Origin of the sequence: Henriciella pelagia (assembly GCF_002088945.1) — a bacterium.
Taxonomy (GTDB): Bacteria; Pseudomonadota; Alphaproteobacteria; order Caulobacterales; family Hyphomonadaceae; genus Henriciella; species Henriciella pelagia.
Genome location: NZ_NCSU01000001.1, coordinates 1 through 17,589 on the forward strand (window position 1 = coordinate 1; position 17,589 = coordinate 17,589).

16 protein-coding genes and 1 other RNA gene are annotated in these 17,589 nt (G+C 61.2%); 7 read left to right on the forward strand and 10 right to left on the reverse strand.

What is annotated here, in order from left to right; translation table 11 throughout:
* Positions 1-380 (forward strand): hypothetical protein (locus tag B8746_RS17025; protein WP_158084488.1); only part of this gene is annotated, 380 nt, incomplete at its 5' end.
* 132 nt (positions 381-512) lie between these two features.
* On the opposite strand, the gene ffs is transcribed toward B8746_RS17025, so the two are convergent.
* An RNA gene (gene ffs, locus B8746_RS00010) (signal recognition particle sRNA small type) lies at positions 513-609 on the reverse strand.
* A gap of 65 nt (positions 610-674) precedes the next feature.
* On the opposite strand from ffs, the gene nudC reads away from it, so the two are divergent.
* Entirely contained in the window at positions 675-1,604 is a 930-nt protein-coding gene (nudC, locus tag B8746_RS00015) for an NAD(+) diphosphatase (RefSeq protein ID WP_084391220.1), read from the forward strand.
* Positions 1,605-1,665: 61 nt separating this feature from the next.
* Positions 1,666-1,824, forward strand: coding sequence for a YqaE/Pmp3 family membrane protein (locus B8746_RS00020; RefSeq protein WP_084391207.1), 159 nt, complete (start codon positions 1,666-1,668; stop codon positions 1,822-1,824).
* A gap of 85 nt (positions 1,825-1,909) precedes the next feature.
* Here the strand turns inward: B8746_RS00020 and B8746_RS00025 are convergent, their stop codons facing one another.
* From B8746_RS00025 to B8746_RS00035, 3 genes are all read right to left on the reverse strand, one after another.
* Entirely contained in the window at positions 1,910-2,428 is a 519-nt protein-coding gene (locus B8746_RS00025) for a porin family protein (protein WP_158084489.1), read from the reverse strand.
* Positions 2,429-2,649: 221 nt separating this feature from the next.
* Positions 2,650-3,102, reverse strand: a complete 453-nt coding sequence (locus B8746_RS00030) for a YHS domain-containing (seleno)protein (RefSeq protein ID WP_084391221.1) — start codon at positions 3,100-3,102, stop codon at positions 2,650-2,652.
* 31 nt (positions 3,103-3,133) lie between these two features.
* Entirely contained in the window at positions 3,134-3,658 is a 525-nt protein-coding gene (locus tag B8746_RS00035) for a hypothetical protein (protein ID WP_084391209.1), read from the reverse strand.
* Positions 3,659-3,905: 247 nt separating this feature from the next.
* On the opposite strand from B8746_RS00035, the gene B8746_RS00040 reads away from it, so the two are divergent.
* From B8746_RS00040 to B8746_RS00050, 3 genes are all read left to right on the forward strand, one after another.
* Complete coding sequence (locus tag B8746_RS00040) at positions 3,906-6,170, forward strand: TonB-dependent receptor domain-containing protein (RefSeq protein ID WP_084391210.1); 2,265 nt, start codon at positions 3,906-3,908, stop codon at positions 6,168-6,170.
* A gap of 89 nt (positions 6,171-6,259) precedes the next feature.
* Positions 6,260-7,174, forward strand: a complete 915-nt coding sequence (locus B8746_RS00045; RefSeq protein WP_084391211.1) for a LysR family transcriptional regulator — start codon at positions 6,260-6,262, stop codon at positions 7,172-7,174.
* 128 nt (positions 7,175-7,302) lie between these two features.
* Positions 7,303-8,352, forward strand: coding sequence for a hypothetical protein (locus B8746_RS00050; protein ID WP_084391212.1), 1,050 nt, complete (start codon positions 7,303-7,305; stop codon positions 8,350-8,352).
* A 45-nt stretch (positions 8,353-8,397) separates the two neighbouring features.
* Here B8746_RS00050 and B8746_RS00055 read toward each other — a convergent pair whose 3' ends face one another.
* From B8746_RS00055 to B8746_RS00065, 3 genes are all read right to left on the reverse strand, one after another.
* Complete coding sequence (locus B8746_RS00055; protein ID WP_084391213.1) at positions 8,398-9,627, reverse strand: aspartyl protease family protein; 1,230 nt, start codon at positions 9,625-9,627, stop codon at positions 8,398-8,400.
* Between the two features lie 158 nt (positions 9,628-9,785).
* A complete protein-coding gene (locus B8746_RS00060) occupies positions 9,786-11,723 on the reverse strand; it encodes a DUF885 domain-containing protein (RefSeq protein WP_084391214.1) in 1,938 nt (645 codons plus the stop codon).
* 96 nt (positions 11,724-11,819) lie between these two features.
* The gene (locus B8746_RS00065; protein WP_084391215.1) at positions 11,820-13,181 is read right to left on the reverse strand and encodes a leucyl aminopeptidase family protein; all 1,362 of its coding nucleotides are present in this window, start codon (positions 13,179-13,181) and stop codon (positions 11,820-11,822) included.
* A 116-nt stretch (positions 13,182-13,297) separates the two neighbouring features.
* Here B8746_RS00065 and B8746_RS00070 point away from each other — a divergent pair, with 116 nt between their 5' ends.
* Complete coding sequence (locus tag B8746_RS00070; protein ID WP_084391216.1) at positions 13,298-14,185, forward strand: BTAD domain-containing putative transcriptional regulator; 888 nt, start codon at positions 13,298-13,300, stop codon at positions 14,183-14,185.
* Positions 14,186-14,302: 117 nt separating this feature from the next.
* Here B8746_RS00070 and B8746_RS00075 read toward each other — a convergent pair whose 3' ends face one another.
* The 3 genes from B8746_RS00075 to B8746_RS00085 form a co-directional block, all read right to left on the reverse strand.
* Positions 14,303-15,268, reverse strand: coding sequence for a type II secretion system F family protein (locus B8746_RS00075; protein WP_084391217.1), 966 nt, complete (start codon positions 15,266-15,268; stop codon positions 14,303-14,305).
* Positions 15,269-15,281: 13 nt separating this feature from the next.
* Positions 15,282-16,313: a type II secretion system F family protein gene (locus tag B8746_RS00080; RefSeq protein ID WP_084391218.1), complete on the reverse strand. Its 1,032-nt coding sequence runs from the start codon at positions 16,311-16,313 to the stop codon at positions 15,282-15,284.
* A gap of 3 nt (positions 16,314-16,316) precedes the next feature.
* Positions 16,317-17,589 (reverse strand): CpaF family protein (locus B8746_RS00085; protein WP_084391219.1); only part of this gene is annotated, 1,273 nt, incomplete at its 5' end.

The window sequence follows — 17,589 nt, forward strand, 5'->3', positions numbered from 1 at the left end:
ACTACAAGCCGCCCGAGCGCTGTTTCGAGCTATGGGAGCGGGCGGACGCGTCGGGTGAGGGACCGTCGCTGGCCAATTGCGAGGGCCATGTGGCTGACCTTGCGCGGCTCTACGCATCCTATGGCGACGAGGCCCACCCGGCGGTGTTCAGGTCAAGGTATTACTGGGCAGAGCATGAGGCGTATGGGCGGGTGTTCCCGCAGCTTGTCGCGGACTGGGAGGCGGCCGGCGGCAGCGAGGATGATGCAAGCTGGCTGGACCATCCGGTGTGCGCCGAGCCCTTGCAGGAGGGGTGGACCGGCTCTGAGTACTTTTACGACGGCGCCGAGCATCCGCTCTGCCGGCTCTACAAGCTCGACCCCGTGGCGGCGACGCAGTGACCGGTGCCAGCCCTAGCCGCCGACATACCATTTGGGATCACGGCTCTCGTCAAAGGCGGTGAACGCATCGCAGTGCCGCCCTCGTGGTTCGACTTCGCTCACCATGAGGGCTTTGATGAATTGTCTGGGGAAAGCGGAGACTGGACAGTGACCCGAAGCGAAACTCGTTAGGGCTGCTTCGTTCCCGACCTGACCCGGTTGGCGAGGACTTCGTCCACCGCCAGCCTCCTGTCCGCTATATCGCGTCTTGAAAGCGGGGTGACAAGGGGGCGGATGCTGATAGGTATTCAGCCCATGACGACCATCACCACAAATTCCGACCTTATCCCGCTCGGTTCGCGGCCAATTGACCGCGCCGGCCACCATCGCAGCGACGAAGCCTGGCTCGATGCCGCCTATAAGAGCGAGGCGGCGCTGGTGCTCATCCTGCAGGGCGGGTTGCCGCTGGTGACGGCGGAAGGCGGGCTGGTCTGGCTTGGCCCGGAAGTGGCGAGACTTGCGCCGGAGGCCAAGCCGCTCTTTCTCGGCCTCGACAAGAACAAGTCGCCCGTCTTCGCGGTGGAAATGCCAGGTGATTTCGACCTCAATTCATCGCTGATCGCGGGCACTGGTGATTTTGGTGACCTGCGCACCAGCCTCGCGCGCATGCCGGAGATGGATGCGAACCTCGCCTCCACGGCGCGCAGCCTGTTCGAGTGGCATCGCTCGCATCGGTTCTGCGCGAAATGCGGGGCCGAGAGCGAGCGGGTGGAAGCGGGCTGGAAGCGCGCCTGCCCCGACTGCAAGGCCGAACATTTCCCGCGCACCGACCCTGTGGCAATCATGCTGGCCGTGTCCGGCGACAAGTGCCTGCTGGGCCGCCAGAAAATGTGGCCCAAGGGGATGTGGAGCTGCCTTGCCGGTTTCATCGAGCCGGGCGAGACGCTGGAACAGGGCGCCGCGCGAGAGCTTTACGAGGAAGCGGGGATCAAATGCGACCCGGCAAAGGCGGAGTATCTGTTCTGCCAGCCCTGGCCATTTCCGTCCTCGCTGATGATCGGGCTCATTCTTCCGGCTGAAAATGAGGATATCACCATCGACCCGAATGAGCTGGAACAGGCCATCTGGATCACGCGGGAGGAGGCGCGGGCCGTCATGGCTGGTGAGCATCCGGAGATCTTCGCGCCGATGCGCTTCGCCGTGGCGCACCACATCCTGAACGAGTGGGCAAGCCGCGACAGCTAGCAGGCAAAGCCGGAACAAGTGTCCGCCAGGGGACGTTTCCAGTCATGATTGGAGACCCCTCATGGACATTATTCGCATTATCTTTTCCGTATTGATCCCGCCGCTCGGCGTGTTCCTGCAGGTCGGCCTCGGCGCGCAGTTCTGGCTCAACGTGCTGCTGACGCTGCTTGGCTATATTCCTGGCCTCATCCACGCTGTCTGGATCATCGCACGACGCTAATGGCGCCCTGCCCGGCATGAAAAATCCGGCCGAGCTTGTGCCCGGCCGGATCGCTCATCCCCTTCGACTTGCGAAGGAACCTGTCTCAGTATTTGAAGACCGCGCCGATCATGAAGGCATCGGCTTCTGCGTCGTCGATGTCATAGCGGGTATAGTCGCCGCGGATACCGAAGGTCGAATTGAACATGAATTCGGCACCGGCACCGTAGCCAATACCGGTCTCGGAATCGCTTTCCGAGAAGCCGCCGCCTTCGACGCTCAGCTCAGCGTTGACGACGCCGACGCGCGCGAAGAGGTTGAGCTGCTCGCTGACCGGCACCTGGCCGCGGACATAAGCGCCGACAAGGTAGCTCAACTCAACATCGACATCCGTGCCGAGAACGTCAAAGGACTCGTCCTTGACGCCTACGCCAAGCTCACCTTCCAGCGCAAAGTTCTGGTTGAGCTGATAGCCGAAATGGCCTGTGATGGCGCCAAGATCGACATCGATCTCGTCCTCGTCGAAGCCGAGGGTCTGATAGCCGACATCTGCGTACCAGCCTTGTGCGAAGGCAGGCGTGGCAAGAACGGCAGCAATTGCTGCAGCAGTCAGGGTTTTGGACATTATGATCTCCTGTAAAGGGCGCCTGTCCATAGGCGCGGGGGGAGACTTGCGCCTGAAAACGCGCCGAATTTGTCCGGATTTGAGGCGGAAAAAAGGCAGATTCCATGTGTGTTTTCGCGGCCACAGGCCCCATACGAAAAGGCCCTGCACGGAGGGGACGTGCAGGGCCTTCAAGCCGGAAGAAACAGGGCTGGGTGAGGGGAGGAGGGAAATTTGCCCTGCTACTTCAGAACCTCCGGCCAGTTGGTATCTGCCTGAACAATGTATGACGCCTGATCTTGTTCCCAGTCTTCCTGAATTTTTTTATTATAGTTCAGATAGAGCTTGCCATCGACGATCTTCCAGTGGTCGGCATCGCCCTTTGCCGTGTAGCCCTGCGAGACAGCCCAGGCGCAATAGCCTCCATATTGCGGGGCGTATTTTTGCGGGTCGGCAAGGAAGGTGTCGAGGTTCTCCTGGCTGGCAAAGCGGAAGGTCGCGCCCTGATATTCCGTGGAAAATTTCTTCTGGCCTTTGACCGGCCTGCCTTCGGTGAAATAGGCGACGGGGTCATGCCCCTGCACGGCAGTCTTGCTGGCGAAGCCGGTATAGACCGGCGGCTTGTCCGCATGGGCAGGCGCGGTGAAGGCGGTGGCAGAAAGGCCGATGGCGAGGGCGGCGGAGAGCGATTTCATCATGGGGTCACCTTTCGGGAGGATCAGCGTGTCAGACGTGAGTGGGTCGGGCGGCAACTTCGGTGTTTTCAGGAACGGCGCGGCCCGGCAGGAAGGTTGCCGCAAGCCCTCTGGCGATGGCGGCAAGCTCATTGCGGCGGATGATGATGAGGACGACAGACGTCACCCAGACAAAGCAGGCCATGACGAAGAGCCCGCCACCATCATTGTTCGGGTCGATGCCGAGCGGCGTCCAGAGATGGAAGTTCACCGCGCCGCTCATCACCGCAAAGGCGATCAGCGCCCCGACCGCCTGAAACCGCCGCAGCGCCGGGTGGATACCGATGAGCAGAAGGGCGGACGCGAAGAGCTCAGCCGTGCCGATGACATACTGGCTGAAGAGGCCGGTCTGAGCGAACAGGCCGCCTGCCCCGAAGCTTGCCGCCCAGCTGTCGAGACGGGTGAAGATTTCGATCGTCTCCGGGGCATTGGTGAACTTGAAGCGAAGGCTGTCGAGAAAGACGAGCGATGCGATGATGGCGATCGCATGCGGCGACCAGGCCTTTATCCTGTCCATGGGTTCATCCCCCTTGTCGTGATGGCGCCGAGATACGCCCGATCCGCCTCAACTGCGAACCACGCCTGCGTGATCGCCGATCACGAAGGGGTGAGGCGGTGGATGATTGTACCAGAAGGTTCGAAAGCGTGAGCTGACGGATTATGAGCCCTCACCCGTATTGCGGCCACTTTTCCTTAAATGCCCGCTTGACGAATGTAATAACATAACTCTACGTGCAAACGCTTCACACCAAGAAGGGTTTGCCATGTCCAACACCGGGAAGAGATCAGTCTTTCATCTATCAGCAACAGTTTCCGCCTTGGCCTGCCTCGGCGCGCAGGCCACTGCTCAGGAAGCGCCCCCGCCGCCCGCCGACGAAGATCCGACCATGCGGGTCGAGACAGTTGATGTGTACGGAATGTCGACGGCAGGCATGCTCGCAGACCGCGCGCTTCCCCTGCAGGTCCTCTCGGGTGATGAGTTCACGCTGAAACGGAAAGGTACGCTGGGCGAAACGCTGGCGACGCTGCCGGGCGTGCACATGGACAATTTCGGCGGCGGGGCATCCAGGCCCGTCATTCGCGGCCAGACCGTCCCGCGCATCGAGATCCTGTCGGATGGGGCCACGCTGTTTGATGCCTCATCGGTCTCCCCCGACCATGCGGTAACGACAGACCCGCTGCTGCTTGACGCGATCGAGGTGCTGCGCGGTCCGGGGGCGGCGATCTATGGCGGCAATGCGCTGAACGGCGCCGTCAACCTGATCGACAGCAAGGTGCCGAAAACCCTGCCCGAGGACGGATTCGATGGCGCAGCGGAGCTTCGCTATGGCACGGGGGACGAGGAGAAGAGCCTTGCCGGACGGGCCACGTTCTCGCTTGGCCAGATCGCCCTGCATGCCGAAGGCTCAAGCCGCGATGCCGAAAACTACAATGTGCCGGAGGATTTCGGCAGCAGCGAGCTCAGGGATTCCTTTGCCGCAGCGACGTCGTACAGTTTCGGCGCGTCGTGGGTGACCGGCAAGGGGTATGTGGGCGCGGCCTATACGGTGCAGGAAGCAGAATACGGCCTGCCGGGACACAGCCACATCAACGGGGTCTGCCACACTCACGGGCCGGACCTGCACTGCGCCGCTCATGGGGAGTTTGAGGACCCATTCGGCTCCTCAGATGATCACACCGCCTATATCGACCTGCGCAGTGAACGCGTCGATGTCCGGGCCGATTATGATGACCTCATTCCGGGGTTCCGCCATGTCCGGCTTCGCGGGTCCTATACCGACTACAGCCATGACGAGATCGATGGTCCTTCAGTGTTCACACAATACACAAATGAGGTGTGGGACGGGCGCATTGAACTCACCCATGCGCCAGTCTTCGGCTTCACGGGTACGATGGGTGTGCAGTACACAGACGGGACGTTCACCGGCATTAATATCAATGACATGCATGAAGAGCCGACCAATCTCGGATTTGTGCAACCCTTTGACTATGTCACAGAGAATGCCGGCCTGTTCCTGACTGAACGCCGCTCATTCGGCCCGGTGGAGCTGGAACTTGCCCTGCGCAAGGACTGGCGCGAGATCAGCATACCGGTTCCGGAATACAGGATCGGCCCGGAATATGTTGACCTGATCAGACGGCTTGAAATCGCGCTGGGTTATGGCGAAGGCGGATGGGTCAGGAACCAGGCCAAGGGTTTCTCCCGCAACAATCCAGGTGCGGAGCACGACCCCTTCTCCGCGGCTCTTGGTGCGACCTGGACCCTCGAAAACGGCTACTCGATTGCGCTCTCGCTCGCCCATACCGAACGCCCTCCAAGCGTGCGCGAGCTTTACGCATACGGCAACAATCTGGCGACCAATAGCTATGAAGTCGGTCTCAGTCAGACAAGACGCGCTTCGTCGAGTTTTCCCGAACGCAGGACTGATGTCCTGGAAGCGGCCGATTCCATCAATCTGACCTTCCGCAAATCTGAGGGACGGACACAATTCGAGATCGGCGCCTTTCACCAGGACATAGAGGACTATGTCTTCGCGCGTCTGATCGAGACCGACAGCGAAACCGGCATCCCACACAACTACCTGCTCTATGTTGCGGCCGATGCCCGGTTCACCGGAATTGATGGCTACATCACCCATCAGCTGACTGATGCACTTTCGGTCACGGTCTTCGGCGATTTTGTCCGCGCAGATCTCTCTGGCGAGGATGACGAGCTGCCGCGTATTCCGCCGGGTCGTGTGGGTGTTCGCCATGACTGGACGAGCGGGCCTCTGAGCGCCGATATCGAACTGATCCGCACCTTCGGGCAGGACCGGGTGGCCGCCTATGAGAGCGAGACGGACGGCTACAATATCGTCAACGCCACCCTGTCCTACCAGCTCGATGGCGGCGACAGGAAAGCGCCGCTTCTCTATGTGCGCGGGACCAATCTGACTGACGAACTGGCCTTTGTGCACACCTCATTCGTCAAGGACCAGTCACCGCTGCGCGGCCGCAGCTTCACAGTCGGTATCCGCCAGGAATTCTGAGCCCCGATCGGAAAGCGTCCCTGCGGGTCGAAATCGCGGGGGCGCTTTCCTATATCGTCGTCAGGGCGGGTAGATGCGGGAGGCCTGATATGGACCGGCTTGATGCAATGCGGCTTTTCCTGCGGGTGGCCGACACGGGAAGTTTTTCCAGGGCGGCCGCCGATCTTGGCGTCGGCCAGCCCACGGTTTCGCGGCGGATACAGGATCTCGAAGCCCAGCTTGGCGCAGACCTATTCCTGCGCACCACACGGGCGCTGAACCTTACAGAGGCTGGCGAGAAATTCTATGCGCGCGCCAAGGCCATCCTCGAGGATTTCGAGGAGGCCGAAGCAGAAGTGCGCGGACTGAACAATGAGGCGGTGGGACAACTGCGCATCTCGGTGCCGCATTCGCTGTCGCGGGTGGTCATCGCGCCGGCGCTTTCGGGTTTCATGAAGCGGTATCCCGACCTTACGCTCGATATCATTTCCGACGACACCTATACCGACATCGTACAGGAGGGCGTCGATCTTGCCTTCCGTCTTGGTGACCTTTCCGATTCCAGCCTGATGGCGAAACGGATCTCGTCCAGCCCGCGGCGGCTGTTTGCGTCACCCATCTATGCGGCACAGCTGCACAATCTGGGGCGTCCTTCAGAGCTTGATCCGGCAGACGCGCTTCACCTGCGCCAGAAATCGCATGGCGGCGAATGGGAGCTCACCCACAAGGACACCGGCGAGGTCGACAAGCTGCGTGTGCATGGGCGGCTGCGGGCTTCGTCCGGCGACATGCTGATCCAGGCGGCGCAGGATGCGATGGGGTATATCCTGTCGCCAGACTGGCTCGTCTGCGAGAAGGTCCGCTCTGGTGACCTTGTGCAGCTTTTCCCGAGCTGGGAAGCCCCTCTCCTGCCGCTGCACGTTGTCTGGTCCGGTGGCAAGCTGAAAGGCAAGACCAAGCTGCTGGCGGACTATATCGCCGAAGCGATGAAGGCGAGTGAGCTGCGCGAACCTGAAACGGCGTAACAGGGGCGGGCAAGATCAAGGTTAATCACCTGTCCCCGGGATAGGTCGAATTCACTCGTCCGTGAATCCCCAACCTTAATCGCAGGGCGTTAGAGCGGGCCCGGGAGGGCCGTTTGGGAGACGCCTTTATGCTCGGCAAACTGAGCCTGCGCGCGCCTTGCGCGGCGCTATGCCTTGTCGTCATGACCGCCTGCTCGGGCGAGCCGGTACAGCGGACAGGCGCCAGCGCGGCCCATGAATTCGGCGGCGTCGATATCGAGACCCTGCTCGCATCAAGCGATCATGTAGACGCCTGCACACGTCGCGCGGTGCGCTTCGCAGACAGACAGTATGGTCCCGACTTCCTGCCGGCCCGGTGGGAACGACTGGATTGCGAGTGTAGGCAGGATGCCATGCTCGCAAGGCTGGAAACCGCCGCGCCTGGAAACACGGGGCTGCATAATGCTCTCTTGCAGCTGTCGCTCAATCCTGAGGTGGTCTCGGTTATTTTCGACGCGGACAGGCCGGGTAATTTCCGCGCGCTTGCAGACTTCCTGCAAAGCCGGAGCGAGACAGTGCTCGGCGTGGACGAGGAGGACTTCTACCAGCTTCTCGCCGAGGCCCGCGATGTCATGCAAGACCCCGCGCGAGAGGCGGTTGCGGACAGTCCGGCCTGCACGGAGTTTGCAGCGCTCGCGCAGAAGCATTTTCCAGACTATGCAGACCGCATGGACACGCGCCTTGCCCTGCGCAGCCTCGATTATGACAAGGCGACGAGCCTGTTCGCCATGGACGCCCTGCTCTTCTCGACCGCCGCGCCCGAGCGTGACTGCCGCATCGCCTTTATAAGCGACCCGGCTGCCTATGGTATTACCGACACTTCGGGCCTGACACTGGACGCCGCCAACACAGCCTGCGCCCTGCTGTTCGAGGCGATGGAGAAGGATCTCGTCATCCGATCATCTGCGCGGCGCACGCTGGCACGGCGCGTGATCGTGCTTGGCCTCGACACGGTGGCACACCAGACGACCTCGACGCCGGACGATGTGCACCATTACCTTGCTGACCGGGCCAGGCAGACAGGCGCCCCTGCGGAATGGCTGCAGACCGTGTTCGACCGGCTGATGGCGCAGGATGAAAGCGATCTTGTTTCACAAAGCGTGACGGCCGCGCTTGAGGAAGCGGAGACGTCGCTCTAGGTCTTTCTCCCGCCCATGCCGGACTGTCGCAAGCATTCGCAGAGATCAGTCAGTTGCGCCAGTGAGCTCGATGATGATTTCGCGGCCCTGCCGGTCGATGACGAGCGTGGCTGGCTGAGTGGCATCGAATTCATCGACGAGCCAGCGAGCCGTGGCGCATTGCTGCTCATCATCAGGCACTGATAATGCCCGGCCGTTCACATACGTAACGCGGTCGCCTAGCCTCAGGCCTGCGCGGTCAGCTTCGCTTTTCTCGTAAAGCTGCGTGACCTCTGCGCCTTCATCCCCATACATGATTGCGTAATTGCCGGACGATTGCGTCGTGACTGGCGCTGACCGGGGCTCCAGCAGGAGGCGTTTTCCCGGATAGTCCAGGGTCACGATATGCGATGACAGAACACCTGCCCCAAGAAGGGAAGGAGGCGCCAGCCGGGACTGCGCGGGCACATCCTGAAGCGACACACCTGCGATCTGGAGCGATTGCAGCTGCAGGGTCACAAGATCAGTGACCGCGCCCTGCCCGCCTGCAGAAACGCCTTCGCTGCCCGATCCCTTGCGCACAGACCCACTGACTGTGGCAGCCTTAACCTCCGGGCTCTGCATGGCTTTGGTAAAGAGGCTGAACACCTTCCCGCTTCCGGTGTCGAACAGCGCCTTGTCCTGCATCGCACCGATGGAATAGTCGATGATGGGTGCATGCGGGTATCCGAAGTCGTAGAGCGGCGCACCGGAAGTCTCCTCGGACAGTCCAAGGTCTGAAGCGCTTGCCGCAATCTGGATTTCGCCTGTTTCGGTATTAATGCGCCAGGCGCTGCCAGGAAAAATTTCCGAGCCGATCACACCATCGCCAATGAAGCAGTCCGCCAATGGCAGTCCGGCGAAGTCGAAGATCAGCACTGGGACATTCCGGAATGTGGCGTCGCCAAGCATCATGCTATCGACGACGGCGACATCCATGGAGACGGGCACGCCATTGGCGTCTTTGCCCGTGTTCTGCCCGACAATCTCGAGACCGAGGTCGGCGGCGAAGGTGCTCGACAGGATTGTCGGCGAGCCCGTGTCGAACACGAACCGGCCGGGCTTCTCATTGACCGCCGCGTCCAGCTTGAGCTTGCCAGCCTCGATCTGCACCGGGAGACTGGCAACAGGGCTGGCGCGCTCGATGCCGACCGGAGCGCTGAAAACAGCACGCAGGTCGGCCTGCTGGGCGACGGCGCAGGGCAGACTATGCAGCGCGAGCAGCAGGGTCACCGACACGATTGTGAAGCGGAACATGGCGGCACCTCCAGGCTTGCCCGCCCATAGATGTATCAGGCGCTCTGCGGCGCTTCATCTAAATCTTGAGCAAGCTGTGCCACCCCACAAAAAAACGGCCTCGTGGTTCGACTTTGCTCACCATGAGGCCGTTTTGGTTTTCAGTCGGTTCCGGTAGCTTACTCAGCCGGTTCCAGTTCGGCGGGTTCGGCAGGCGCGTCGGCGCTCTCGGCCTTTACGTCTTCGACCCACTGATCAACGCGGCGTTCGAGGATTTCGAGCGGCATGGCGCCGCCGCCGAGGATCACATCGTGGAAGGCGCGGATGTCGAAGGCGTCGCCAAGTTCAGCTTCTGCGTCGGCGCGCAGTTCCTGGATCTTGATCATGCCGATCTTGTAGGCGGTCGCCTGGCCCGGCATCACGATGTAGCGCTGGATTTCAGAGCGGGCCTGAGCCTCGGTCACGGCAGCATTGCTGACGAAGTATTCAAAGGCTTCTTCCTCGGTCCAGCCCTTGGAGTGCAGGCCGGTATCGACGACGAGGCGGATGGCGCGCCAGATTTCAGAGCCGAGGCGGCCGAAATCGGAAATCGGGTCGACGTAAGTGCCGTCCATTTCCTTGGCGAGCCATTCTGAATAGAGGCCCCAGCCTTCCGAATAGGCGGTGAAACCGGCCTGAGTGCGGAATTGTGGCAGGTCCTCGATTTCCTGCGCGATCGAGATCTGCATGTGGTGGCCCGGCAGCCCCTCATGATAGGCGATCACTTCCAGCTCACGCTTCGGCATGGCGGTCATGTCGGACAGGTGAGCGTAATAGATGCCGGGGCGCGAACCGTCCGGCGTGCCGCTGTAATAGTGCTGGGCGGCACCGTCCTGCTCGCGGAACGGCTCGACGCGCTTCACGATGAGATCGGCTTTCGGGAGGATGCCGAAATAGTCCGGCAGCATGGTCTTGATATTCTCGATCGCAGCCGTGGCATCGGCGATATAGGCCTCTGCGCCGGCATCGTTATCCTCATAGTAGAGGTCGCGATTGTCGGTGCTCTCACGCAGGAAGGTGAAGAATTCCTGCAGCGTGCCCTCAAAGCCGTAATCCTCCTTGATGGCTTCCATCTCGCCCTGGAGACGGGCGACTTCATCAAGGCCGATCTGGTGGATCTCGTCGGCGGTCAGGTTCGTGGTCGTCATCGCGCGCAGGCGATAATTGTAATAGGCCTCGCCATCTGGCTGGGTCGTGCCGACACCGGTCGGATTGGCGGGGGCGTTTTCAAGCTCGGCCTCGGCCCAGTCGATAATGGCCTGGTAGCCCGGCTGGAAGGTTTCAAGCAGGGCCGCCTCTGCATCGGCGAGCAGGGTTTCGGCCTGGGCCTCGTCAATGGTTCCGGCGTCTTGCAGGGTCGAGATTTCGGTCTTGATGTCCGCCCAGATGTCGGAATCGTCACCCTCGGTGAACGGTGCGCCGGTGATGATCTTGCGGGACTGGTCGATCACGCCCTCGAGGGCGAAGTCTGGCGTCTGCACGCCTTTTTCCGCAGCGGTCTTTGCGTGGTCCAGCAGCTGTCCGCCGGCGCGGCCGGAGGCGCGGATCCGCGAAATATAGGCTTCCATGTCCTCCAGCGACTCGACGCGGTGGAACTGGATAAGGAAGGTCGCAAGGAATGCCTGCGGGCCGTTCATCTGATCAAAGGTGAAGCCGTTATAGACGTACTTCATGCCTTCTTTCTGCTGCTCATACTGGTATTCCCAGATGTCCCAGGAATTCTTCGCTTCCGGCGTCAGCTTGTCATAGTCGAAGGTGGACTTCATTTCCTCGACGGTGGCAGCCTTCCAGGCGAGCTGTTCTTCCATGGCCTCGACGGTCATGTCATCGATTTCGCCATAGCGGTCCTTGCGGCCGATGAAGGTGAGCTGGATCGGGCTCATCATCAGCTCTTCTTCGTATTTCTCATCGAACCAGGCATTGAGCCTGGCGGTTTCAGCTTCGATTTCTTCCGCTGTCGGTTCAACGGTTTCGGTAACTTCGGTCCCGGCAGGCGAGGTGCCAGCCGTCTCGGATGTGCCGGTTGTCGGGCCGCAGGCGGCGAGAACGAGCGCTAGGGCGGTGAGGCCAATTCGCATGTGAAAGAACTCCTGGCTTATCGTTTTTCGCTAAAGAGCAGTATTTTCGACGTCGCGCAAGGTTCACGCAACAGGTTTGCCCTTTGCCGCGCGAATTCAGGCATAACGTGTGCGCAACATCGTCCAGATCGCACGAAGGCCGCACGCGGCAGCCCCTTCCGGGCGGCCATATTTTCCAAGCCGCCATGCCCAGACATCGAGATGCACCCAGCGCCGCGCCTCGACAAACTGCTTCAGGAAGATCGCAGCGGTAATTGAGCCGGCAAAGGCGCCGCCCGCATTCTGCATGTCCGCGATCGAGGATTTCAGCATGGATTTGTAAGGGTCCCAGAGCGGCATGCGCCAGACCGGATCGCCGGAAACCGCCCCCGCCGCATTGATCGCATCGGCGACGTCGCCATCATCGGTATAGAAGGGCGCGAGGTCCGGCCCGAGCGCGACGCGGGCCGCGCCGGTCAGCGTCGCAAAGTCGATGAGCAGGTCCGGATCACTCTCGCATGCTTTCGTCAGCGCGTCGCCGAGGATCAACCGGCCTTCGGCATCCGTATTGTCGATCTCGACGGTGAGGCCCTTGCGGGTGGACAGGACATCGCCCGGCCGGAAAGCATGGCTGTCAATCGCGTTCTCGACGGCGGGGACGTAGAGTTTGAGGCGGACCGGCAGGTTCGAACTCATCACCAGCCTGGCGAGCGCGATGACATGCGCCGAGCCGCCCATATCCTTCTTCATCAGGCGCATGTAATTGCCGGTCTTTAGGTTCAGACCGCCTGTGTCGAAGGCAACCCCCTTGCCGACCAGGGCAAGCTCGGGATGGTCAGGATTGCCCCATGCCAGCTCGATCAGGCGCGGCGCTTCAGGCGCGGCGCGGCCAACCGCATGGATCATCGGATAGTTCTGCTCCAGCAGGTCGTCGCCTGTCGTGACGGTGATGTCCGCGCCAAAATCCTTTGCGATGGCGCGCACGGCCGCCTCGATGGCGGAGGGACCCATATCCTGGGCCGGCGTGTTGACGAGATCGCGCAGCAGGGCGACAGCCTCAGCCTCCCGGTCCAGCGCGGCGGCATCTTCATTGTCACCAATGACGAGGCGCGGCGGGGCCGCCTTGTCTTTCAGGTAGCGGTCGAACCGGTAGGCACCATCGGCCCAGCCGGCGGCAATATGGGCGAGCGGGAGACCGCCATCGACTGCGATCTCATAATCGCCCTCCGGCAGTTTGGCCGAGAGGCCCGCAACCGCCAGCGCATCCATCGCGTCGCCAAGGCCATAGAGCACATGGTCGCGCGCGCCGCCTGCCCCGCCCGAGACAACGACTTCGCCCGCCTTGCCGGCAAAGCCGTTCGCTTTCGCAAGTCCTGCGACGGCTTCCGGCAGCGACTTTGCCGCCTCCTCCCAGTCGGCTGGACGCAGGAGGTGAACCTTGGCTGGAGTAGCGGCGGCAGCGATGAAGGCTTTATGCATAAAAGGCGGGGCTCCCTGGAGATGAAACTGGTTAAGCAAAACAGCTGTTTTGTTAACTGATCCTTGACGGTCACGAGGGCAAGGTCAGCGCTGATACTCATTATCGGAGCCATGCGATGTCCAGAGCCCTGAAATTTGCCGTTCCAGCGCTTTCTGTCGTCCTGATGGGCGCGTGCGCCAGCACTGGCAGCAGCGAGGCCAAGGCGAATGCCGAGGCGGAAGCCGCGCTCGCCGCAGAAATGGCACCCGCCACAGCCGAACAGATTGCAGAAATGGCCCGCGCCGACCCGCTGACCCGTGCGAATTTCTGGGCGGCCGAGTTCCGCAAGCATCCCGAAGACCTGGAAACCACCATCCAGTTCACCACATCGCTGCGCGAGATTGGCAGCCATGCCCGCGCCATTGATGTGTTGACGTCGACCATTCCGGCGCATCCCAAATCCGATACGCTGCGAGTGATCCTCGGCCGGGCCCTGATGAGCGAGGGGCGGCCGGGAGAAGCCGCTGACGCCTATTACCGCGCATCGGTGATCAATCCGCAGAACGCCGCGGCGTATGCCGGTCTCGGCCTCGCCCTGGACCAGATGGAACGCCATTTCGATGCGCAGGCCGCCTATGCCGCCGCGCTCCAGATCGAACCGGACCGGGTCTCGACATTGACCAATTACGGCCTGTCGCTTGCCCTTTCAGGGCAGCTGGTGAAGGCCGAGGAGCGCCTTCGTTATGCCTCTACCCTGCCGGGCGCCGATGTGCGCGTGCGCCAGAATCTCGCGCTCATCCTCGGCCTGCAGGGCCGGTTCGAGGACATGCGGGAAGTCGATCCGCATGCGCCAAAACGCACCGTGGAGTCCAATCTCGACACGCTGAGATCGATGATGGCACCGACGCGCACTTACGAGGCGCTGAAGGAAGAGACCGCTCCCGAAGAGGATGCGCCCGCGCAAGCGCCCCAGGAAAAGGCAGAGAGCAGCCTGCGGCTGCGCGGCGCGCTGGGAAGCGACTGAGGTTGTCGGCGTTTCGACGAAGGCTGAAACAGACCCGGTAAATCAGGAGGCCAGGCAATCGCTGCCTGGCCTTCTTTTTTCTTCGTCTTTGCCAAAGTCCGCTTCGCCTGGTCGGCGCTAGGAACTCATCGACTTGTACTTGATGTAGGCCGGGCCGAGGACGACCAGGAAGAGCACGGGCAGGAAGAAAAGGATCATCGGGACAGTGAGCTTTGCCGGCAGGGCTGCAGCCTTCTTCTCGGCCTCGGCCATGCGCATGTCGCGGTTCTCCTTGGCCATGACGCGCAACGCATCGCCGAGCGGCGTGCCGTAACGTTCGGCTTGCATGAGGGCCATACAGACGGATTTGACGCCTTCATGACCCGTCCGCTTGGCGAGATTCTCATAGGCCTGGCGGCGCTCTTGCAGATAGGCGAGTTCCGCTGTGGTAAGCTGGAACTCCTCAGCAAGTTCGGGCGACGCGGTACCGATCTCGGCACCGACCTTGGCAAATCCAATCTCGATGGACATGCCCGATTCGACGCAGATCAGCAGCATGTCGAGCGCATCCGGAAACGCCTTCATGATCGATTGCTGGCGCTTGGAGGCGAGGTTTGAGACATAAAGGTTCGGCGCATAGAAGCCCGCAGCCAGACCGAAGATCACGGCGCCGAACTTCATTTGCGGGTTAAGCCCGAGATCGTTCACGAAGAAGATATAGACGAATGCGCCAAGCGCCCCGACGAAGGGCAGGACGAAGCGGCAGAAATAGAAGATGGCAAGCGGGCGCGGTCCGCGCAGTCCGGCCTGGACCAGCTTGGCCTGCACGTTCGGATCCTCGAGCATTTTCTGCAGGTTCAGCCGACCGGTAATCTCGCTGATCGTCCCGCTATCGTCGCGCTTCAGCCCCTTCTTCTCGAGGGCCGCGCGGCTGGCCTTGCGAAGCTTTTCGCGTTGCGATGTGACCTGTTTGAGGCGCGTTTCGAGCTTGTCACCCTTGAGCGCCGGAAGCATGACCGAAGTAATGGTCGCGAACATGGCGACCGCGGCAAGGATCGATGCGATTGTACCGGGATTTCCGAGGGATCGTGCAAAGGCTTCCATCGCTGCTCTCCCCCTAGATGTCGAAGCTGATCATGCGCTTCATGACGGTAACGCCGGTGAACATGAGGCAGATCGCCATGAACAGGATCATGTGTCCGGTCGAGGTCCGGAACAGTTCCATGATGTAAGCCGGCGTGGTCATGTAGACCATGGTGCCGACGGCGAAGGGCAGCGCCGCAATGATACCGGCAGAAGCTTTCGCTTCTGATGACATCGCCTTGATCTTCTCGCGCATCATCTTGCGCTCACGGATCACCTTGGAGAGGTTTCCGAGCGCTTCGGACAGGTTACCACCCGACTTGGACTGGATTGTCAGCACAATGACGAAAAAGTTCACTTCCGGCAGCGGCACGCGCTTGAAGAATTGCTGCAAGGCACGGTCAAGCGTAGTGCCCATCTGGATATTGTCAGTCAGTGTCCGGAATTCAGATCCGAGCGGGTCCGGGCTTTCCTTGGCAATGATGCGCAGGCATTCGGCAAGCGGAAGGCCGGACTTCACACCGCGGACGATGATATCGATCGCATCGGCAAACTGTGCGGTCATCTTCTTGTGACGGCTCTTGGTCAGGAAGCCGAGAAGGAAACGGGGAATACCGATAAAGCCGACAAAGCCCGCAATCGCGATCATGGCCGGACGCGATTTGATCTCGATGCCGCCGATTGGCGGCGGCCCCTCGGCACCAGAGACAAAGGCCAAGGCCGCAAACAGGACGCCAAGCGCGACCGAACCGATCCAGAATGCCTCCACTGGCATGGAGATACCGGCCTGGACCAGTTTGGACTTGATGTCCTGCGGGATCAGGGATTTGCGACGCTCCTCATCCTGCTGACGCAGTTTCTTGAGCATCTGCTGGGTCTGGCGCTTGCGCTGGACATTGCTGTCACTTGCCTCAGCACGGCCCTTGCCCCCTGCTGTACCGGCCTTGATCTGCTTGGCCCGCTTGACCGCAGCATCGTTCGAGCCGCCCGTCAGGGCGAGACCGATGCCAGCCAGAGCGAGGAAAGCGAGACCGCCGACGACATAAATGAGCAGGTTCTGATCCATGTCTTACGTGTCCAGTGCGTCAATGGCCTTGGCGAGGTCGGCCTCCAGATTGTAGTAGGAGGCGCGCTCCCAGAAGCGCGGACGGCCGATACCGGTGCCGCGGTGGCGCCCCTTCACCTTGCCGTCGTCATCTTCGCCGTCGATTTCGAATTTCAGCACGTCCTGAAGGATGATCGTATCGCCTTCGAGACCCATGACTTCGGTGATCTGCATGATGCGGCGCGAGCCGTCGCGCAGACGAGAAGCCTGCACGACCACATCAATCGAGCCGACAATCATTTCACGGATGGTTTTCGCCGGCAGCGAGAAGCCGCCCATGGTAATCATCGATTCAACACGGCTGAGGGCTTCGCGCGGCGTGTTGGCGTGCAGCGTGCCCATGGAGCCATCGTGGCCGGTATTCATGGCCTGAAGCAGGTCAAACGCTTCCGGTCCGCGAACCTCACCCACGATGATCCGCTCAGGACGCATGCGCAGACAGTTCTTGACGAGATCGCGCATGGTGATTTCACCCGAGCCCTCAATGTTCGGCGGGCGGGTCTCGAGGCGCACGACGTGCGGCTGCTGCAGCTGGAGTTCGGCAGAGTCTTCGCAGGTGATGACGCGCTCACCCGGCTCGATGAAGCCGGTGAGACAGTTGAGAAGCGTCGTCTTGCCTGAGCCAGTACCGCCGGAGATCAGCACATTACAGCGCGAATGGCCGATGATGCGGAGGATTTCGGCGCCCGCCTCCGAGATGGACCCGAAATTGACGAGGTCCTGCAGGCGCAGCTTGTCCTTCTTGAACTTACGAATGGTGAGGGTCGGGCCATCAATGGCCAGCGGCGGCGCGATGACGTTCACACGAGAACCGTCAAGCAGACGCGCGTCACAGATGGGCGAGCTTTCATCGACGCGGCGGCCAACCTGTGAAACGATCCGCTGGCAGATGTTCATCAGCTGCGCATTGTCACGGAAGCGGATATTGGTGCGCTCGATCTTGCCGTTAACTTCGATATAGGTCGTGTCGGCGCCGTTCACCATGATATCGGCGATGTCGTCGCGGGCCAGAAGTGGCTCCAGCGGGCCATAGCCGAGAACATCGTTACAGATATCGTCGAGCAGGCGTTCCTGCTCGGAGATCGACATGACGACGTTCTTGATGCTGATAATCTCGACGACAATGTCGCGAATCTCTTCGCGTGCGCTTTCGGAATCGAGCTGGGCCAGCTGACCCAGGTCGATGGTGTCGATCAACGCATTGAAGATGGTCGTCTTGGTCGCGTAATACTCTTCC